Here is a 17710-nt window from a genome sequence, read left to right as displayed (position 1 = left end):
AAAAAGGATATCCCATGGGATATCCTTTTTGGTTACCTATTAGAAATTTATGTCGATTGAGCAATGTAATTCAAAAGTTTTGTAGTTTAGTTCGTTTCTAAGCGCGATTTCTCTCATCCTATAATTTAAAGTAATCTTGCAAATACTTCGCCAAACCATTTTGGTCATTGGTGAATGGAGTAATAGCGTTAGCCACATTTTTCAATTCATCAATACCGTTTTTCATCGCAACACCATGCCCTGCGTATTGAATCATTTCCATATCATTGTCCTCATCACCAAAGGCAAGAATGTCCTTTTGATGAATATCATAATAACGAGAAAGATGTTCAACGGCCTTTGCTTTATGGATGCCGCTTGTAATCACCTCTAGACAAGGGTAACTTCCTCCCCAAGTTCTAACTTCAATACCATTATTGTAACGATGTAAAATTTTCTTCTTGATTTCAGATTGTAATTCTAAGTCAGAGAATAACGCTACCGCTGTAGGCTTTTCTTTTAATTTAGTTGTTGGATGAATCAATAATGGTTTCTGGTCTTTTGGATAATATGGACAATCGGGCAAATCTGTAATATTTGAATACATCAATTCAGTTCCTTCAACCATCAAATAATCCACTGGTAGAGTCTTGTTAAAAGCAACTAAGTCTAAAACAAGATCAGTATCCAATGTGATATGATAGCGTCCATCCCATTCTGGCTTGCTTGGAATATGACAGAGGGCACCATTGAAATTCACAATAGGACCTCCAAGATTCAATTGGTTGTATATTTCTTTTGAGCTACGATAAGGACGACCGGTAACAATAGCAACTTTATGGCCTAGTTTTTGAACGGTATGAAGAGTGTCAATCGTTTCTTGTGTTAGTTCAGAATTTGCGTTTAAAGTAGTTCCATCTAAATCGATGGCAATTAATTTTTGGTTCATAAATACTCCTTTCAAATAGGGTTATGTAAATTGGAAACTTGAGCTTAAAGTTTCATTTTAGTACAATATCTGTATAAGTGTACCATATTTTCAATAAAATAAGAAGAAAGAGGAAGTTATGATTCAAATTGATTATCGTGAAGTAAATGGAATTCCATACGCTGAAGTGGTGGATGCATCCTTAAAAGACCAAGTTCTTCCAATCGTTGTGTTCTATCATGGTTGGACCGGTAGTAAAGACCGTGTTGTAACCATTGGAGTTGAACTCGCTAAGCGTGGCATTCGTGCAATTTTACCAGACCAACTATTACATGGAGACAGAGGTGTGCATCTAATTGGAGGAGAAATCTGGGAAATTGTTGCAAACAATATTAAAGAACTTCCTGTTTTAAAAGAAGAGATGAGACAGCGTGGACTCTTAAATGAAGAGAAGTTCGGGGTATCTGGTTTAAGCATGGGTGGTATTACGACATATGCATTGTTCAATCACTATCCAGAGATTACAGCCGCAGCCAGTTTGATGGGAAGTGCAGATCCTGCTCGTTTTGCTAAATGGACGATTTCTTCCATTTGGATGACAGGAACAACAAAGGAACAATGTGATGCATTAGAAGCGGAAATTGAGAAGAATAAAGCATTTTTAGATGCAATGGCTCTTGCAAAACGCCCGGAACGTATTAACGGACGTCCATTATTCTTATGGCATGGGACAGCAGATGATAAAGTGCCTTATGAATTAAATAAAGAATTTTATGATAGTATTAAGAAAGAACCATACGCTACAAAGGTAGAATGGCATGAAACACAAGGTGAAGGTCACCGAGTCCCTCATCAAGTGTTTGAAGCAGTAGCGGATTTTTTCCAAAAAGTATTTCAATAGGAGAGTAGCAAATGACAGAAGAGAATAAAACTGCAGCAGAAGCAATGCAAGAAAAGATTTTAGAAGCGTTAGAAACAGTCATTGATCCCGAGTTAGGAATTGATATTGTAAACCTAGGATTGATTTACGGAGTGGACTTAAATGAGGAAGGTCATTGTAAAGTGGATATGACCCTTACAACAATGGGTTGTCCGCTAGCAGATATTATTACAGATGAAATTCATCGTGCATTAGCTGAGATTGAAGAAGTGAAGACAATAGATGTGAAACTCGTTTGGTATCCAGCATGGACTCCTGAACGAATGTCACGATACGCAAGAATTGCGTTAGGTATTCGATAAGACAAAATCCCCACAGATGTGGGGATTTTTTTGTTCAATAAAATAAATTCTGTCAGATAAATACGTATGGTGAAATTATCATATATGATAATTTTCATGGTGCATTCAAAGGGTGTGTGCTTTGACTTAGATGCATTGGTTTATTGAATTTCTTTTCATCACGCGTGATTCAAGAATGTCTAATAAACTATGCGGGCGAAAGACTACGAAGCAGAAAAAACTCACATTGTGAGGTTTTTCTTGTCTTCTGTCTTTCTGCCTAGTCTTCCCCCGGTCTCATCGGGCGTTTATATTTACTCTTTGATTCTTGTCGGATGATGGTATGTGGGGATTTACGTCCCTTGTTTGAGTTTCTGAAGAGCATTTGCATTTTTTCGTCGTCGAAGAGTTCAAGGTTTTGATTGACGAAGTGACTTGCATCAGCTTTCCAATCGGAATGATAGTAATTGAATAATTCAGCCATCGCAATCGTTTTATCGGTGGCACTCCCTTTAAATTCAGGGTCTGTTACTTCTGTTAAGTATTGTTGCATTTTTGCAATTCTATTTTTATCAAAATCTGCCATAACATTCGCCTCTTTTCATTTATATTTTATCACAGCTCTGTTTTTCATAAAAGAACTATTTAAAGTACTGTTCATTTTTATTTGTTTGCATTATACTAGATAATGCTGTTTTCTAGAAAGGAGAGTGAATCATGGCAAAAGATATGACAAGTGGCAAGCCTATCAAGTTGATTTGGAACTTTACGATTCCATTATTAATTGGGAATTTATTCCAACAATTATATAACATGGCGGATACATTTATCGTTGGACGAACGATTGGTGTTCATGCATTAGCTTCTGTTGGCTCAACTGGAAGTATTATTTTTCTCATTTTAGGATTTGCAAATGGTCTAACGGCGGGATTAGCCATTCCACTTGCGCAAAGATATGGCGCTAAAAATTATTCAGGAGTAAAGCGTAGTTTTTATGTATCCATACTGATTTCTGCCGTGGTTGCCATCCTTCTAACAATTCTTAGTATGGTCTTTTGTCGCCAAATTTTAGAAATCATGCAAACGCCCGTCGAAATTATTGACGGCGCTTATGATTATTTGATGGTCATCTTTGCGGGAATCTTTTCGTCTATGGCTTTTAATTTGCTCTCTAATATTTTCCGTTCAATCGGAGACGCGAAAACGCCATTGTATTTCCTTGTGATTGCTTGTATCATGAATATTATTCTAGATGTTGTTTTTATTGCTGGGTTCGGAATGGGAGTTGAAGGAGCAGGATATGCGACGGTTCTTTCTCAAATTTTTTCTGCTCTCGCATGCATCCTTTATATATGGAAGAAAATTCCTATTTTAAGATTGAACTCAAAAGACTTCGTTGCAGAATCTTCGGACGTTAGAGAACATGTTCGCATTTCGTTTCCGATGGCCTTTCAATCCTCCATTATTGCAATAGGGGCCATTATTATTCAAATCACTTTAAATCAATTGGGAGCAACTGCTGTAGCTGCTTATACAGCCGCACAAAAAATTGACCAAGTTGCTATTCTTCCAATGATGTCTTTTGGAGTAACGATGGCAACTTTTGTGGCTCAAAACTATGGAGCCAAAAAATACGATCGTATTTGGAGAGGCGTACGAGATTGCATTAAGTTATCCTTGACTTTTGCAATTTCAGTGGGAATCATTCTAAATCTGTTTAGTCCTATTTTTATTCGTGCTTTTGTCGGCGTTGGACATGAAGAAGTGGTTGAGTTAGGGGCGATTTATTTTATAACGAATGGAACGATGTATAGTCTTTTATCATTGCTCTTTATTTATCGATACACTTTACAAGGGGTAGGAAAGACTTTTACACCTACCATAGCAGGAATTATGGAATTATGTATGCGAGCTTTTGCAGCCGTAGTACTTTCCAATTTATATGGGTATACGGGAGCAACGATGGCAAACCCATTAGCATGGCTAGGTTCATTAATTCCACTGATGATTGCATATTATTTATTTAAGAATAAATTTCCCAAAGAGCAAAGTATATAAAAAATGTTACATACTAAGTTTTGGGGAATTAATCCTAAAATATATAAATTTATATGAAAAAAATATGATAACATTTCATAAAATGTTCTTTTTTATGGTACAATTAAATTGATAGTTAACAATTATTGTGGAAAGGTGATGATTTTTTCTTATTTGGGGAATAAGAGGTTAGTTGCTCATGTGTTATGTTGGGAAACGCACATAGAAAAAGGAGATTAAGATGAAACAAAAATTTTTAAAATTATTGTCGCTGTTTGTCGTCGTTGGTTTTCTTATGCAAGGATTGAATTCTTCAGTACTTGCCGAGGGAACTCCACAAGAAGTAGATGCAACGATTACGCATTTTGAAATCCAAAATGCAAATAAAAAGCCAGTTAACGAATTAAATAAAAGTGACTTCTTTTACTTAGCAATGGATTGGCAAGTTAGTAATTCGGGCTCGGTATTACATTCTGGGGATTATTTTGATATTACACTTCCTAATAATTTAACATTTCCACCTGGGTATTCAGAACCCCAATTTGATTTAACGGATTCTGAGGGGAATGTAATTGCTAGAGCTGTTGTGACTACAGGCCCTGAAGCTATTGGAGGTAAGATTCGAGTTACCTTTAATGACAAAATTAATAATAAATATGATGTCAAAGGGAAGCTTTTTTTAGGTGCTCTATTTAATAAACGTGTTACAAAAGACAATGCGGTGAACCAATTTGATATTTCTGTTAAAGGGAAAGTCACTTCTACAAACCTTAAAGTAAAAAAAGTTGGTGTTCCAGCAGATCAAATTATTTCTAAATGGGGGCAACAAGTTACACAAAATGGACAAAGGATTGATCAAGTAGAATGGTATGCAAATATCAACTATGCTAAAGCAGATTTGAAGAATGCGGTTATTACAGATGAACTTCCAAATGGAGAAACTTATATTCCGGGTTCTTTTGTATTAGAAGAAGTAGAATATACAGATGAAGGTGCGATTCTTCGAAGACTTAATAAAATTAGTTTAGATGGCAAACTTCAATTAAGTAATAATAATCAATCGTTTACGATTAATATGGGAGATACTGGAGCAAAACAATATCGTTTAACTTATAGAACGACTTACACGATTGGCTCTTCTTTAAGAAACAAAATTAAAGTAACGCATGCTGGTGGTTCGAAAGAACACGGATTTACTTATAAGTCATCAGAAGCTGGTGGTACTGCTGATGGACAATTAGCAAGTAAAATCAAATTGACGAAAGTCGATGAAGAAGATAAGAAAATTGTTCTTGCAAATGCGGTATTCGAAGTTACTGGTCCAGATAACCAAAAATTTGAATTAAAAACGGGTAAAGACGGTACAATTATCTCTGGTGTGTTAAAACAAGGAACTTACACAGTAAGAGAAATTCAAGCTCCTACAGGCTATCAATTAAATGGAGATACATTTACATTAGAAGTAACTCCTAAAGGTGGAGCCTTAAAAACTGTTACCAATAAGAGAATTAAAATCAACATTTCTGGTGAAAAAACATGGGACGATGCCAATGACCAAGATGGAAAACGTCCTTCAAAAATCAGAGTGAACTTACTAGATGAAGATCAAAAAGTAGTTCAATCTAAGGATGTGACACCAGATGCTTCTGGAAGATGGGTTTATACATTTGAAAATGTAGATGAATATAATGTAAAAACTGGTAAAAAAATGAATTACACGATTACCGAAGAAGCGGTAGAAGGGTATACAACAGAAGTTACAGGATATGACATCAAAAACTCATACACACCTAAAAAGACAAGTATCCAAGTGACTAAGAGCTGGAATGACGCAGAAGATCAAGATGGAAAACGTCCTACAAGTGTCACCATCACTCTTTATGCAAATGGTCAAAAAACAGATCAAACGCTTGTCTTAAATAAAGAAAACAATTGGACAGGAAGCTTCTCAAATCTTGATGTGTATAAAGCAGGTAAGAAAATTGAATACACTATTAAGGAAACAACCGTTGAAAATGGATATGCAAGTTCAACAGCAGGAAGCGTAGAACAAGGCTTCACTGTTACAAATAGTAGAACTCCAGAAAAAACTTCTGTGAAGGGTACTAAAACATGGGATGATGCTAACGACCAAGATGGCAAACGGCCAAAAGAAATTACCATTAAATTGTTGAAGAATGGTCAAGAATTTAAAACTCAAAAAGTAACTGCAGCTGATGGTTGGAAATGGAGTTTTGATAATCTAGACAAGTATGAGAATAAACAAGAAATTACTTATACTGTTGTAGAAGAACAAGTAGAAGGCTATACAACTAAAGTAAATGGGTACGATATCACAAACTCGTACACTCCTGGTAAAACAAGCGTACTAGTAACAAAAGCTTGGGATGATGCGAATAACCAAGATGGCAAACGTCCTAAAACAGTAACAGTTACTTTATATGCAGATGGCCAAAAAACAGATCAAACTCTTCAATTAACGAAAGAAAACAATTGGACAGGAAGCTTTACAGATCTGGATGAATACAAAGCTGGTAAGAAAATTGAGTATTCTATTAAAGAAGAAGCTGTTGAAAATGGTTATGTGAGCCAAGTGACAGGAGATGCTAAAAAAGGTTTTGTAGTGACAAACTCTAGAACTCCTGAAAAGACTTCTGTTAACGGAAGTAAAACTTGGGATGATGCCAACAACCAAGATGGCAAACGTCCAAAAGAAATCACGATTAACTTATTGAAGAATGGCGAACAAGTGGCTACGAAGAAAGTAACAGAGGCTGACGAGTGGAAATGGAGCTTTGAAAATCTTGACAAGTATGAGAATGGACAAGAAATCACTTATACAATTGTAGAAGAAAAAGTGGAAGGCTACACAGCTACGGTTAAAGACTTCAACGTCACAAACTCATATACGCCAGGTAAGACAAGTATCCAAGTAACAAAAGCTTGGGATGATGCTAATGACCAAGATGGTGTTCGTCCAACAAGTGTAACGATTAAGTTACTTGCAGATGGAAAAGAAACAGATAAAAAACTAGTATTATCGAAGGAAAATAACTGGACAGGTAACTTCACAGATCTTGATGAATATAAAGATGGTAAGAAGATTGAATATACAATTTCTGAAGAAACGGTAGGAAAAGGGTATACAACTCTGATTACAGGAAATGTTCAAGAAGGATTTGTCGTTACAAACAAGAGAACACCAAATACGCCTCCTGAAAAACCAAAAAATGAATTACCAAAAACAGGTACAGCTGCTTCATTAGCACTTCTTGGAGCGGTAGCCCTCATTGGTGGAGTAACAGTATTAAAGTTTCAAAGAAAAGATAACTAAAAAACTATAATATAGTAGGTTTTATGAAGGGAATAAGTTTTATTTAAAAACTTATTCTCTTTTTTTGTATAAAACAATAGAAAATTCATATTTAAAATGTAAAATTTTAACATTTAACATAATAAAAGATTGACAACTGATTAAGGAAACCTTTATTATAATCGTAGTGGACTATAACTAAAAATTAGGAGGACAATTATAGATGAAAAAATTATTTCATTCTTTTGTAGCACTATTGATGGTAGTAACGGTCTTCGTGCCTTTGCTTAAAATGAATAGTGTTGTTAACGCTGCTGAAAAACCAACTTCAGACTACACGTTAACAACGGTACCAACGATTAATACAAATAAATTAGTCGACCACGCAAAATATGGTGAAGGTAAGTTTTATCTACAAACAACTTACAAATTCCCAGATACTGTTACTTTAAAAAACGGGGACTTTATGACTTATCAAGTTCCTGCGGAGTTCAAAATTGAACAAGATTCAACTACTCCTTTATTAGCAGCAAATGGGCAAAAAATTGCTGAGTTGACAACAGATAAAGCAACAAATACTGCTAAAATTACTGTAACAAATGAAGAGTATTTCAAAAATTTCAATGAAAATAAAGAAATTACTGCTTCATTCACTGTAGTTTGGGCAGATCATGTCGAAAAGGACAAAGAATATACAATTGATATTCCAGGGGCTGGGGTTTACCACTTAACTCGTATCGTTCCAGACGTTGATCCAACAGGATTTACTAAATGGGGAGTACAAGATTCAAATGACCCTAACTTTGTAAACTGGCGTATTCGTGTAAACCGTTATGCTAAATCTTACACTGGAGTTTCAATCAAAGATATGATTCCAGAAGGTCAAGTGTTAGCAAGTGAAATTACTGGTTACTACTTCCCAGATTGGGAAAACGGATATGGAAGATCTCCACTAGATAAAGCACATGTCCAAGTAACAGATAAGAATAACTTTACTATTACACCGAACGGTGATGGTACATTAGATCATAAAGGTCTATTCATCATGTACAAAACACGGTTAACACAACCAGTTGATCCAGTTACAAAACGTGTATTAAATAATGCGACTATTACAACTAAAGAAGAAGCTAATCCTATTCAAGTTGAAGGTTTTGCTCCAATTACAACTACAGATGGTGTAGGTACTGGTGCTAAATCTGACGAAGTTGAATTCCAAGTGACTAAGAAATTAGAAGGAAAAACTCTTGAAAAAGATGCTTTCAGCTTCCAATTAATCGATAAAACTGGTCAAGTAGTTGAAACAGTTAAAAACGATGAAAATGGTAAAGTGAAATTCAAAGCGATTAAATTCAGCGAAGCTGGCGAATCTGTTTACACAATTAAAGAAGTAAACGATGCTAAAAAAGGATACACTTATGATACTAAAACAATTACTGCAAAAGTTTCAGTAATTGATGTACTTGGTGAAAAAATTGCAAGTGTTGAATATGACAGCAAAGAGTTCTCTAACTCATATAAAGCTGCTCCTACAACAGTTGAATTAAAAGCTACTAAAGTTTTACAAAACAAAACTCTTGAAGCTGATAAATATACTTTTGAACTAAAAGAAAACGGTCAAGTTGTTAAAACAGCTAAGAACGCTCAAGATGGTTCAATTAAATTCCCAGCAATTACTTATGATACAGAGGGAGTCCACACCTATACTGTAACTGAACAATCTGGAACTGAAGATGACGGAGTTGCATTTGATTCAAATGCATACGAAGTGACTGTTGAAGTAAAAGACAATGGTGAAGGTCAATTAGTTGCTACAGTTAAAAATGGAGACAACTTAACATTCACTAATGTTTACTCTGCTAAACCAGTTAAAAAAGCATTAACAGCTACTAAAGTTCTTAACGGTGGAACATTAGCTGACGACCAATTCGAATTCGAATTGAAAGAAGGCCAAAATGTTGTTGCTACTGCTAAGAACAAAGCTGATGGTTCAGTAACATTCAAGGAAATTGAATATACAGCTGCTGGTACACATACTTACACAGTATCAGAAAAAGCTGGCACAGCTGCTGGATATACTTACGATTCTAAAGTATACACAGTAACTGTTGATGTTGTAGATAATGGAAAAGGTCAATTAGTTGCAACTGCAACTGGTGAAGATAAAGCAGTATTTACTAACAAATACGAAGAACCAACAACTACAACAACAACTACTACTACGACAACAACTACAACAACTGAAACTACTACTGAAGTTCCTTCAACTGAAGCAACTACTACAACAGTAGAAGAACCAAAAGAACCAGAATTACCAAATACTGGTGCTACAGCTACTTTAGCTGGCGCAGGTGTTGCTGTATTGTTATCAGGATTTGCAGTATTAGGATTTAAGAAAAGAGAAAACTAATCGTTAATCTTTAAATGAGGATGCATATGCATCCTCATTTTTTTTTTATTTATTAAATGGTATAATAAAACGAATATACTTGAATAGAGGTGGAGAAATGAAGTCGGATATTGAAATCGCACAAGAAGCGTCAATGCAGCCCATTACAAAGATAGCAAGTAAGCTTGGATTAACAGAAGATGAAATTGATTTATATGGAAAAGTAAAAGCGAAGATTCTTAAATCAGATATACATGAAGCTAACAACTACGGTAAGTTAATCTTAGTAACTTCAATGAATCCCACTCCTGCTGGGGAAGGAAAATCAACCGTTACAATTGGTCTTGGGGATGCTTTAAGCTCTATCCAAAAGAAAACAGCCATTGCATTACGAGAACCATCTTTGGGGCCTACTCTTGGACTTAAAGGAGGGGCAACAGGTGGTGGCTATGCTCAAGTGGTTCCGATGGAAGAAATCAATCTTCATTTCACAGGGGACATGCATGCCTTAACGAGTGCAACCAACCTTCTATCTGCCATTATTGATAATCACATCCATCAAGGAAATGAACTAAATATTGATATCAAACGAATACTATGGAAAAGAGCGGTAGATTTAAATGATCGTGCTTTAAGAACGATTGAAATCGGGCTTGGAGGTTCTGTAAATGGAGTTCCTAGAGAAGATGGTTTCGAGATTACGGTAGCAACCGAAATGATGGCTGTTCTTTGTCTAGCACGGGACTTAAATGATCTGCAAAAAAGAGTTTCGCATATTCTTGTTGCTTATGATATTTCTGGCAATCCGATTCGAGTTTCTGACTTAAAAGTAGAAGGTGCGATTACTGCCTTATTGAAAGAGGCCATTAAACCGAATCTGGTTCAAACTTTAGAGGGGACACCTGCTATCGTTCACGGAGGACCATTTGCCAATATTGCACACGGATGTAATAGTGTGATGGCTACAAAGATGGCCTTAACATTGGCGGATTATACAGTGACAGAAGCTGGTTTTGGGGCCGACTTAGGAGCTCAAAAATTCCTGGATATTAAAGTGCCAGTATTAGGCAAGTCTCCAGATGCGATAGTTCTTGTCGCGACCATTCGATCGACTAAAATGCATGGAGGGTTGTCTCTCGAAGAGTTATCTAATGGGGAATCGCTCGATGCATTAAGAGAAGGATTTAAAAACGTTGCTAAACACATTGAGAATGTTCAACAGTACGGTATTCCAATGGTCGTAGCTTTAAATGAATTTACAACGGATACTCTGGCTGAAAGAGAATTGTTTATGGAGCTTTGTGAATCGATTGGAGTAGATTGTGTCTTGTCTTCCGTTTGGGAAAAAGGCTCAGAAGGCGGAATTCAGTTAGCCGAAAAAGTAGTAGAACTCTGTGAACAAAAGAGTCAGTTTAATGCATTGTATCCAGTAGATGCGACGATTCAAGAAAAGATTGATGCAGTTGCTACAAAAATTTATGGAGCATCGAAAGTGAATTATACCGAGAATTCGCTCGAAGATTTAAAAGAAATAGAGCGTATGGGTTGGAATGAAATGAATATTTGTATTGCAAAAACACCTTATTCATTCTCAGATAATGCAAAATTGAAAGGACGTCCAAACAATTTTGAAATCACCATTCGTTCACTTGTTCCTAAATTAGGTGCTGGATTTATTGTTGCGCTGACAGGGAAAGTTCTTACAATGCCTGGACTTCCGAAAGTACCCGCAGCCTTAGGAATTACCGTAAGTGAAGATGGAAAAATTCAAGGCCTCTATTAGAGGTGACGAAAGGAGTTTGCATGAAAGATTTTAGAGTAGATCATTTAAAAAAATCTTATGGTGCAAAAACACTATTAGAAGATGTTTCTTTTATTATCAATGAAGGAGAACATGTAGGTCTCATTGGTCAAAATGGGACTGGTAAAAGTACGCTTCTTTCGATTTTAGCTGGGGTCGATTTTGCAGAATCAGGAGATATTACAACTTCAAATGACTACAGAATTGGATATTTATCTCAACAACCGGAACTGGACGATGAAGATACAATTTTTGAAGCGTTATATAAAGGCAATCATCCAACATTAAAAGTCGTTCATGATTTTGAAGAAGTGGTGGAACAATTACGCAAAAATCCAACGTCCCAAAGCCTGACCAAACGCTATAGTGCCCTTGAGCAAAAGATGAATGAAATTGATGGATGGCAAGTTGAAGTTCAAATTAAAACCATTCTTCAGAAAATGGGATTGACGGATATCCAAAAGAAAGTTAGGACTTTATCCGGTGGTCAAAAGAAACGTGTTGGTCTTGCAAAAGTATTGATGGAAGAACCGGATTTACTCTTACTAGATGAGCCGACAAACCACTTAGACCTTGAAGCGATAGAATGGTTGGAAGGATACTTAGCTAATTATAAAGGTGCGATGATGCTTGTTACCCATGATCGTTACTTCCTAGAACGTGCGGTAACGCATATGTTTGAATTGGTCAATGGTCGTATTGAAGCTTATGAAGGAAACTATGAGTCTTACTTAGAGCAAAGAAGCCAAAGAGAGCAAATTGCGAGCCGTATGAGTCAAAAGCAAAAGCGATTATACCAGAGCGAATTAGAATGGATGCGTCAGGGCGCAAAAGCTCGTACGACAAAACAACAAGCGCGTATTCAGCGATTTGAAGCATTAGAAAAAGATGTGAAACAGACAACTAGTCAAGAAAAATTAGTAATGGAATTTGACCAAACGAGAATCGGTAAACGGGTCTTCCAAATGGAAGATGCCAGCCTTTCGATTAATGGCCAACAAATTGTGAAGAATCTGGACTGGATTATTCAGAGTAAAGCACGTATTGGGATTGCGGGTGTGAATGGAGTTGGAAAATCAACCTTTCTGAATGCGATAGCTGGGCAAATTCCATTTGACAGCGGTCAGTTTGTTGTAGGGGAGACTGTTCGAATTGCGTATTATAAGCAACAAGGCGAAGATATCCCAATGGATAAACAATTGATTCAGTACTTACGTGAAGAAGCAGAAGAAATTAAACGCGCAAATGGAGAAGTGGCATCCATTTCTGAATTACTGGAGATTTTTTTGTTTCCAAGACATTTGCATGGTGCATATATTCATACACTATCCGGGGGAGAAAGAAGAAGACTTTATTTACTCCGTTTATTAATGACAAAGCCGAATGTTTTATTGCTGGATGAGCCAACAAACGATTTAGATATCGATACATTAACTGTATTAGAAGACTTTCTTCAATCATTTAATGGAGCAGTTCTCATTGTGTCTCACGATCGTTATTTCTTAGATAAAACGGTGGAACAATTATTTGTCATCCGTGGAGAAGGTCAAACGGAATTGTTCTATGGGTCTATGAGTGATTACTTAGAACAAGAGAAGAGTTTATCGAGAGTAGTTGTCGAAACTCCCAAAGTGGAAAAGAGTAAAGAGGAGACTACTAAGCTAACTCCGGCCAAGAAAATGACGTATCAAGAGAAGAAAGAATGGGAAACTATTGAGGCGACGATACAAGAGTTAGAAGAAAAAATGGAATCCTTGCAAAGCGAAATGAATGCCACTGCGCAAGATTTTGCAAAATTACAAGCATTACAAGAAGAACTCGATAAAACAGAAGAAGCAGCTGCAAACGCCTATGAACGTTGGGAATATTTAGCAGAATTAGCTGGGAATTAATAGAAAGGAACAGACATGACGAAGCAGTATAAAGAGTTACTAACTAAAATTTTAGAAGAGGGTACGACAAAAACAGATCGTACTGGAACAGGAACGAAGAGTATTTTTGGGTATCAAATGCGTTTTGATCTTCAAAAAGGATTTCCTCTTTTGACGACTAAAAGAGTCCCTTTTGGATTAATTAAGAGCGAATTATTGTGGTTCTTACACGGAGACACTAATATCAAATATTTATTAGAGCATAATAATCATATTTGGGATGAATGGGCATTTGAACGCTATGTGTCTTCGCCAAAATACACAGGACCAGATATGACAGATTTTGGTCGCCGTTGCTTACAAGACGAAGCGTTTAATGAAGTTTATCAAGAAGTGAAAAAAGACTTCTGTGAGAAAATTTTATCGGATGATGCGTTTGCGGCGGAATTCGGAGAACTAGGAAATATTTATGGTTCACAATGGCGTCATTGGAAAACTTCAAAAGGAGAAACCATTGACCAAATCGAAGACTTACTCAACTTGTTGAAAAATTCCCCTGATTCACGTCGGATGATTGTTTCTGCTTGGAATCCAGAAGATGTTCCAAGTATGGCTCTTCCACCATGTCACACAATGTTTCAGTTTTATGTGGCGGATGGTAAATTAAGTTGCCAATTATATCAACGTAGTGCAGACGTGTTCCTCGGAGTACCGTTCAACATCGCAAGCTATGCATTATTAACACATTTAATTGCTAATGAAGTAGGATTAGAAGTGGGTGAATTTGTCCATACTTTAGGAGATGCACACATTTACTTAAATCATATGGAACAAGTAAAAACACAATTAGCGCGTGAAGAGATGGCGTTACCTACACTAGTTTTAAAACATCCTGAAAAATCGATGTTTGATATTGATGTTACGGATGTCGTGGTTGAAGGATATCAATCACATCCAACAATTAAAGCGCCTATAGCTGTTTAATGCAGGAGGAAAAATATGCTAATTTATATTTGGGCTCAAGATGAGAGGGGTCTAGTCGGAAAAGATGGGACACTTCCTTGGCGTTTGCCGAATGATTTGAAGTTCTTTAAAGAAGTCACGATGGGGCAAACAATATTAATGGGTCGAAAGACTTTTGAAGGAATGGGAAGTCGCTTACTTCCGGGGCGACAAACCATCATCCTAACTACTAGCTCGGATTATATTGTTCCTGGTGCAGAAGTCGTAACGAATATTGAGGAGATTGTTGAAGATAGTCGACATGAGGATATTTATGTTTGTGGTGGAGCACAAGTATATAATCTGTTGAAAAATCATGTGGAACTTCTCTATTGTACGAGAATTCATGCTAGTTTTGAGGGAGATTCTTATTTTCCAACAGAATTTCCTTGGCATGATTTTATTAAAGTAAAATCGTTAGAAGGGGAAATAGATGAAAAAAATCTCTATCCTCACACCTTTGAAATTTATGAACGAAAAGAGGGTTCTTATGACCACTTGGCATGATGTGATTGGGGAAGAAAAAGAAAAGGAATACTTTAAAAAGGTTCGTTTGTTTGAAAGAGAAGAACGAAGTCGACATCAGGTTTTTCCAAAAGCGGAGAATGTATTTAAGGCGCTTGAACTCACACCATTTGATCAAGTGAAAGTGGTTATCTTAGGTCAAGACCCTTATCACGGAGATCATCAAGCGCATGGACTTAGTTTTTCAGTGCAACAAGGTGTGGCACTTCCGCCTTCTTTGCAAAACATCTATAAGGAATTAGAAACGGATATAGGAATCCCCGTTGCAAAGACTGGAGAGTTAACCTCTTGGGCAAAACAAGGGGTGCTCCTTCTCAACACCGTTTTAACAGTCCGAGCACATGAAGCGAATAGTCATCGTGGAATGGGATGGGAAACTTTTACAGATGCGGTGATTTCATCGTTAAATAAAAGTGATCACCCAATCGTATTTCTATTATGGGGAAAACCTGCACAATCTAAAGAAAAATTGATTACAAATGCGAATCACTTAATTTTAAAGTCTCCGCATCCAAGCCCACTGTCAGCTTATCGCGGCTTCTTTGGAAGTAAACCATTTAGTAAAATTAATGATTTTCTAATAGCCACAAATCAAAAACCGATAGATTGGAGAGTTGAGTAAGTGAAAATAATTCACTTACTCAATTTTTATGTTCATTATATGATTTTTATGATACAATCGTTATAAAGTATGAATAGAAAGAAGGTATATTATGAATCTTAAGTCTAAAAGACTTCATTTTTTTGCAAGTTTATTGATGATTTTGTCAATATTATTTGTTGGTAATTCTTTTGCAAACGCTGCAGAAGGTAGAGAGTTAGAAAAAGTTATTTCGGGATTAGAATTATTAGATCAATCTGATACGAAGTTAACTCCAGATGAAAATGGCGTTTATCAAATACGAACGAACAATTCGTATAAGTTAAGAGCTACTTTCGATTTAGCAAGTTATGACAATAATATTAAAAATGGCGATTTCTTTAAATTAACAGTACCGCCTTCACTAACATTCTTTAATAATAATGATATTGAATTAGTTGATTTAGAGACTCAAGTTCCAATTGCAGATGCTCACTTTGAAAGCAATGGTGATAATCAAGGAGGAACTGTAACCGTTACTTTGAAAAACTTAGAAAAGTATCTAGAAAAGAAAAATGCGGATACAGTTAAAGGAGTAAAAGGAAACTTAGCTCTAAACTTTGTCTATAAGCAAGATGTAACCGACAAGACTGTTACTTTTGATTCTAAATCATTGAAAACAGTGATTACTCAAGTACACACTTCAAAAACTTATACACCTGACGCGGTAGTAGGGAAAGAAAACTTTGCCAAAAATGGTGGTCAAGCAGTTAGAAAAGCTTGGGATTCTCCTAAATTAAAAGCTGCTGGCAGTCCATCTTCTGGCCAATATGTCTCTAGATGGAGAGTTCGTGTTAACACAAGTGGAAAGAATTTAGGGAATAATTTAGTTTTAAATGATGTTCTACCTCAATTGGATGGTACAGCAAGTATCCAATATATTCCTGAATCATTATTAGTCTATAAAGCCCCTTCGATGACTGAAGGAACTTCAGCAGATGCTGCTGATTTCGTTCTTTTAACAGAGGGAGTTGACTATACAGTTAATTGGGCAGCCGATTATAAGAGCTTCACAATTACATTTAAAGACGGAAGTCAAAAATATTTTGTCACTTACGAAACAACTACACCAAATGATGGAAGCAAGGTAGCCAATATGGTTTCTCTTACAAAAGAAGACGGAGAAGAAATTACTCGTCGCACAAATGTAACAGACACAACTTTTACAGCTACTGCTACATCATTATTCTCAGGAACCATTGAGGCTGCTGGAGCATACACGATTAAACTAGTGAAAGTAGATGCTGTAACTGGTCAGCCAGTAAATGGTGCGGTGTATGTCGTTACAGATCCTAGCGGAGCAACTGTTGAATTGACGACGGACCAAGATGGAAATGCGGTTTCTCAAGCTTTTGACCAAAAGTACGTTGGAAAAGAATTTACTGTAAAAGAGAAAACAGCTCCAGAAGGATATGAATTAGACGCAACAGAATACAAAGTTGTTTTAGGAGTAGAACGTAGTCTTCTCAAATTGAAAGATCAACCAAAAGAAGTGACAACAACAACCACTACGACTACTACAACAACGACAACAACAACTGCTTCTACTACTGAAGCAACGACAACAACAACTGCTTCTACTACTGAAGCAACGACAACAACACAATCAACAACCACAGAAGCGACTACAACAACTCAACCAACGACTACTGAAGCAAGTACAACTACACAAACAACTACTACAGAAGTGACTACACAAGCACCAACTACTGAAGTAACAACTACAGAAAGTACTACTAGTGAAGTTACTACTTTAGATACTACGACAGCTCTTTCTTCTGAAGAACCTTCTACAACAGAAGATAAAAAAGAAGAACTTCCAAATACTGGTACAGGAAGTCAAGGCTTCTACATTATCGGAGGAATTGTTTTACTAGCAGCAGCTGCTGGATTATTATTCTTTGCAAAAAATAAAAAAGATGATCAATAATAGTATGAAAGACTGACAGTTATACTGTCGGTCTTTTTTATTTGGACTTGCAAATGATAAGGTTGAATATAGAA

13 protein-coding genes are annotated in these 17710 nt (G+C 36.4%); 11 read left to right on the top strand and 2 right to left on the bottom strand.

The genetic code is table 11. The features are described from left to right. Positions 1–118 precede the first annotated feature (118 nt). Positions 119–928: a Cof-type HAD-IIB family hydrolase gene (locus HMPREF3106_RS02130; RefSeq protein WP_070444157.1), complete on the bottom strand. Its 810-nt coding sequence runs from the start codon at positions 926–928 to the stop codon at positions 119–121. A 118-nt stretch (positions 929–1046) separates the two neighbouring features. On the opposite strand from HMPREF3106_RS02130, the gene HMPREF3106_RS02125 reads away from it, so the two are divergent. Both HMPREF3106_RS02125 and HMPREF3106_RS02120 read left to right on the top strand, forming a co-directional pair. Continuing rightward, positions 1047–1808: a prolyl oligopeptidase family serine peptidase gene (locus HMPREF3106_RS02125; protein WP_070444155.1), complete on the top strand. Its 762-nt coding sequence runs from the start codon at positions 1047–1049 to the stop codon at positions 1806–1808. Between the two features lie 11 nt (positions 1809–1819). Further along, a complete protein-coding gene (locus HMPREF3106_RS02120) occupies positions 1820–2149 on the top strand; it encodes a metal-sulfur cluster assembly factor (protein WP_005605203.1) in 330 nt (109 codons plus the stop codon). Between the two features lie 259 nt (positions 2150–2408). Here HMPREF3106_RS02120 and HMPREF3106_RS02115 read toward each other — a convergent pair whose 3' ends face one another. Next, a complete protein-coding gene (locus tag HMPREF3106_RS02115; protein WP_070444153.1) occupies positions 2409–2714 on the bottom strand; it encodes a dTDP-glucose 4,6-dehydratase in 306 nt (101 codons plus the stop codon). A gap of 131 nt (positions 2715–2845) precedes the next feature. Between HMPREF3106_RS02115 and HMPREF3106_RS02110 the strand changes: the two genes are divergently transcribed. From HMPREF3106_RS02110 to HMPREF3106_RS02070, 9 genes are all read left to right on the top strand, one after another. Then, positions 2846–4186, top strand: coding sequence for an MATE family efflux transporter (locus HMPREF3106_RS02110; RefSeq protein ID WP_070444151.1), 1341 nt, complete (start codon positions 2846–2848; stop codon positions 4184–4186). Between the two features lie 220 nt (positions 4187–4406). Then, positions 4407–7499, top strand: a complete 3093-nt coding sequence (locus HMPREF3106_RS02105; protein WP_070444149.1) for a Cna B-type domain-containing protein — start codon at positions 4407–4409, stop codon at positions 7497–7499. Between the two features lie 202 nt (positions 7500–7701). Next, positions 7702–9888, top strand: a complete 2187-nt coding sequence (locus HMPREF3106_RS02100; protein ID WP_070444148.1) for a Spy0128 family protein — start codon at positions 7702–7704, stop codon at positions 9886–9888. A gap of 97 nt (positions 9889–9985) precedes the next feature. Continuing rightward, complete coding sequence (locus HMPREF3106_RS02095; protein WP_070444147.1) at positions 9986–11650, top strand: formate--tetrahydrofolate ligase; 1665 nt, start codon at positions 9986–9988, stop codon at positions 11648–11650. 20 nt (positions 11651–11670) lie between these two features. Beyond that, positions 11671–13560: an ABC-F family ATP-binding cassette domain-containing protein gene (locus HMPREF3106_RS02090; protein WP_070444145.1), complete on the top strand. Its 1890-nt coding sequence runs from the start codon at positions 11671–11673 to the stop codon at positions 13558–13560. A gap of 15 nt (positions 13561–13575) precedes the next feature. Next, on the top strand, positions 13576–14523 hold the full coding sequence (locus tag HMPREF3106_RS02085; protein WP_005605214.1) for a thymidylate synthase: 948 nt from the start codon (positions 13576–13578) through the stop codon (positions 14521–14523). Positions 14524–14538: 15 nt separating this feature from the next. Then, on the top strand, positions 14539–15048 hold the full coding sequence (locus HMPREF3106_RS02080; protein WP_005605215.1) for a dihydrofolate reductase: 510 nt from the start codon (positions 14539–14541) through the stop codon (positions 15046–15048). Next, positions 15032–15688 (top strand): uracil-DNA glycosylase, encoded by a 657-nt coding sequence (gene ung / locus HMPREF3106_RS02075; protein WP_005605216.1) that lies wholly within the window; start codon positions 15032–15034, stop codon positions 15686–15688. Before HMPREF3106_RS02080 ends, ung begins: the two co-directional genes overlap by 17 nt. A 91-nt stretch (positions 15689–15779) precedes the next feature. Continuing rightward, on the top strand, positions 15780–17636 hold the full coding sequence (locus tag HMPREF3106_RS02070) for a prealbumin-like fold domain-containing protein (RefSeq protein ID WP_070444143.1): 1857 nt from the start codon (positions 15780–15782) through the stop codon (positions 17634–17636). The last annotated feature ends 74 nt before the right edge of the window (positions 17637–17710 follow it).

The sequence above is a fragment of the Granulicatella sp. HMSC31F03 genome (genome assembly GCF_001807725.1).
Taxonomy (GTDB): Bacteria; Bacillota; Bacilli; order Lactobacillales; family Aerococcaceae; genus Granulicatella; species Granulicatella adiacens.
The sequence above is the reverse complement of the archived record's forward strand: the minus strand, read 5'-3'. Positions and strand labels throughout refer to the sequence as shown.

Bases quoted from the DNA above. Each gene is read 5' to 3' on its own strand.
- HMPREF3106_RS02110 (WP_070444151.1), top strand. From the start codon at position 2,846: ATGGCAAAAGATATGACAAGTGGCAAGCCTATCAAGTTGATTTGGAAC.
- HMPREF3106_RS02125 (WP_070444155.1), top strand. From the start codon at position 1,047: ATGATTCAAATTGATTATCGTGAAGTAAATGGAATTCCATACGCTGAA.
- HMPREF3106_RS02130 (WP_070444157.1), bottom strand. From the start codon at position 928: ATGAACCAAAAATTAATTGCCATCGATTTAGATGGAACTACTTTAAAC.
- HMPREF3106_RS02080 (WP_005605215.1), top strand. From the start codon at position 14,539: ATGCTAATTTATATTTGGGCTCAAGATGAGAGGGGTCTAGTCGGAAAA.
- HMPREF3106_RS02115 (WP_070444153.1), bottom strand. From the start codon at position 2,714: ATGGCAGATTTTGATAAAAATAGAATTGCAAAAATGCAACAATACTTA.
- HMPREF3106_RS02120 (WP_005605203.1), top strand. From the start codon at position 1,820: ATGACAGAAGAGAATAAAACTGCAGCAGAAGCAATGCAAGAAAAGATT.
- HMPREF3106_RS02095 (WP_070444147.1), top strand. From the start codon at position 9,986: ATGAAGTCGGATATTGAAATCGCACAAGAAGCGTCAATGCAGCCCATT.
- HMPREF3106_RS02085 (WP_005605214.1), top strand. From the start codon at position 13,576: ATGACGAAGCAGTATAAAGAGTTACTAACTAAAATTTTAGAAGAGGGT.
- HMPREF3106_RS02090 (WP_070444145.1), top strand. From the start codon at position 11,671: ATGAAAGATTTTAGAGTAGATCATTTAAAAAAATCTTATGGTGCAAAA.
- HMPREF3106_RS02070 (WP_070444143.1), top strand. From the start codon at position 15,780: ATGAATCTTAAGTCTAAAAGACTTCATTTTTTTGCAAGTTTATTGATG.
- HMPREF3106_RS02100 (WP_070444148.1), top strand. From the start codon at position 7,702: ATGAAAAAATTATTTCATTCTTTTGTAGCACTATTGATGGTAGTAACG.
- HMPREF3106_RS02105 (WP_070444149.1), top strand. From the start codon at position 4,407: ATGAAACAAAAATTTTTAAAATTATTGTCGCTGTTTGTCGTCGTTGGT.
- ung (WP_005605216.1), top strand. From the start codon at position 15,032: ATGACCACTTGGCATGATGTGATTGGGGAAGAAAAAGAAAAGGAATAC.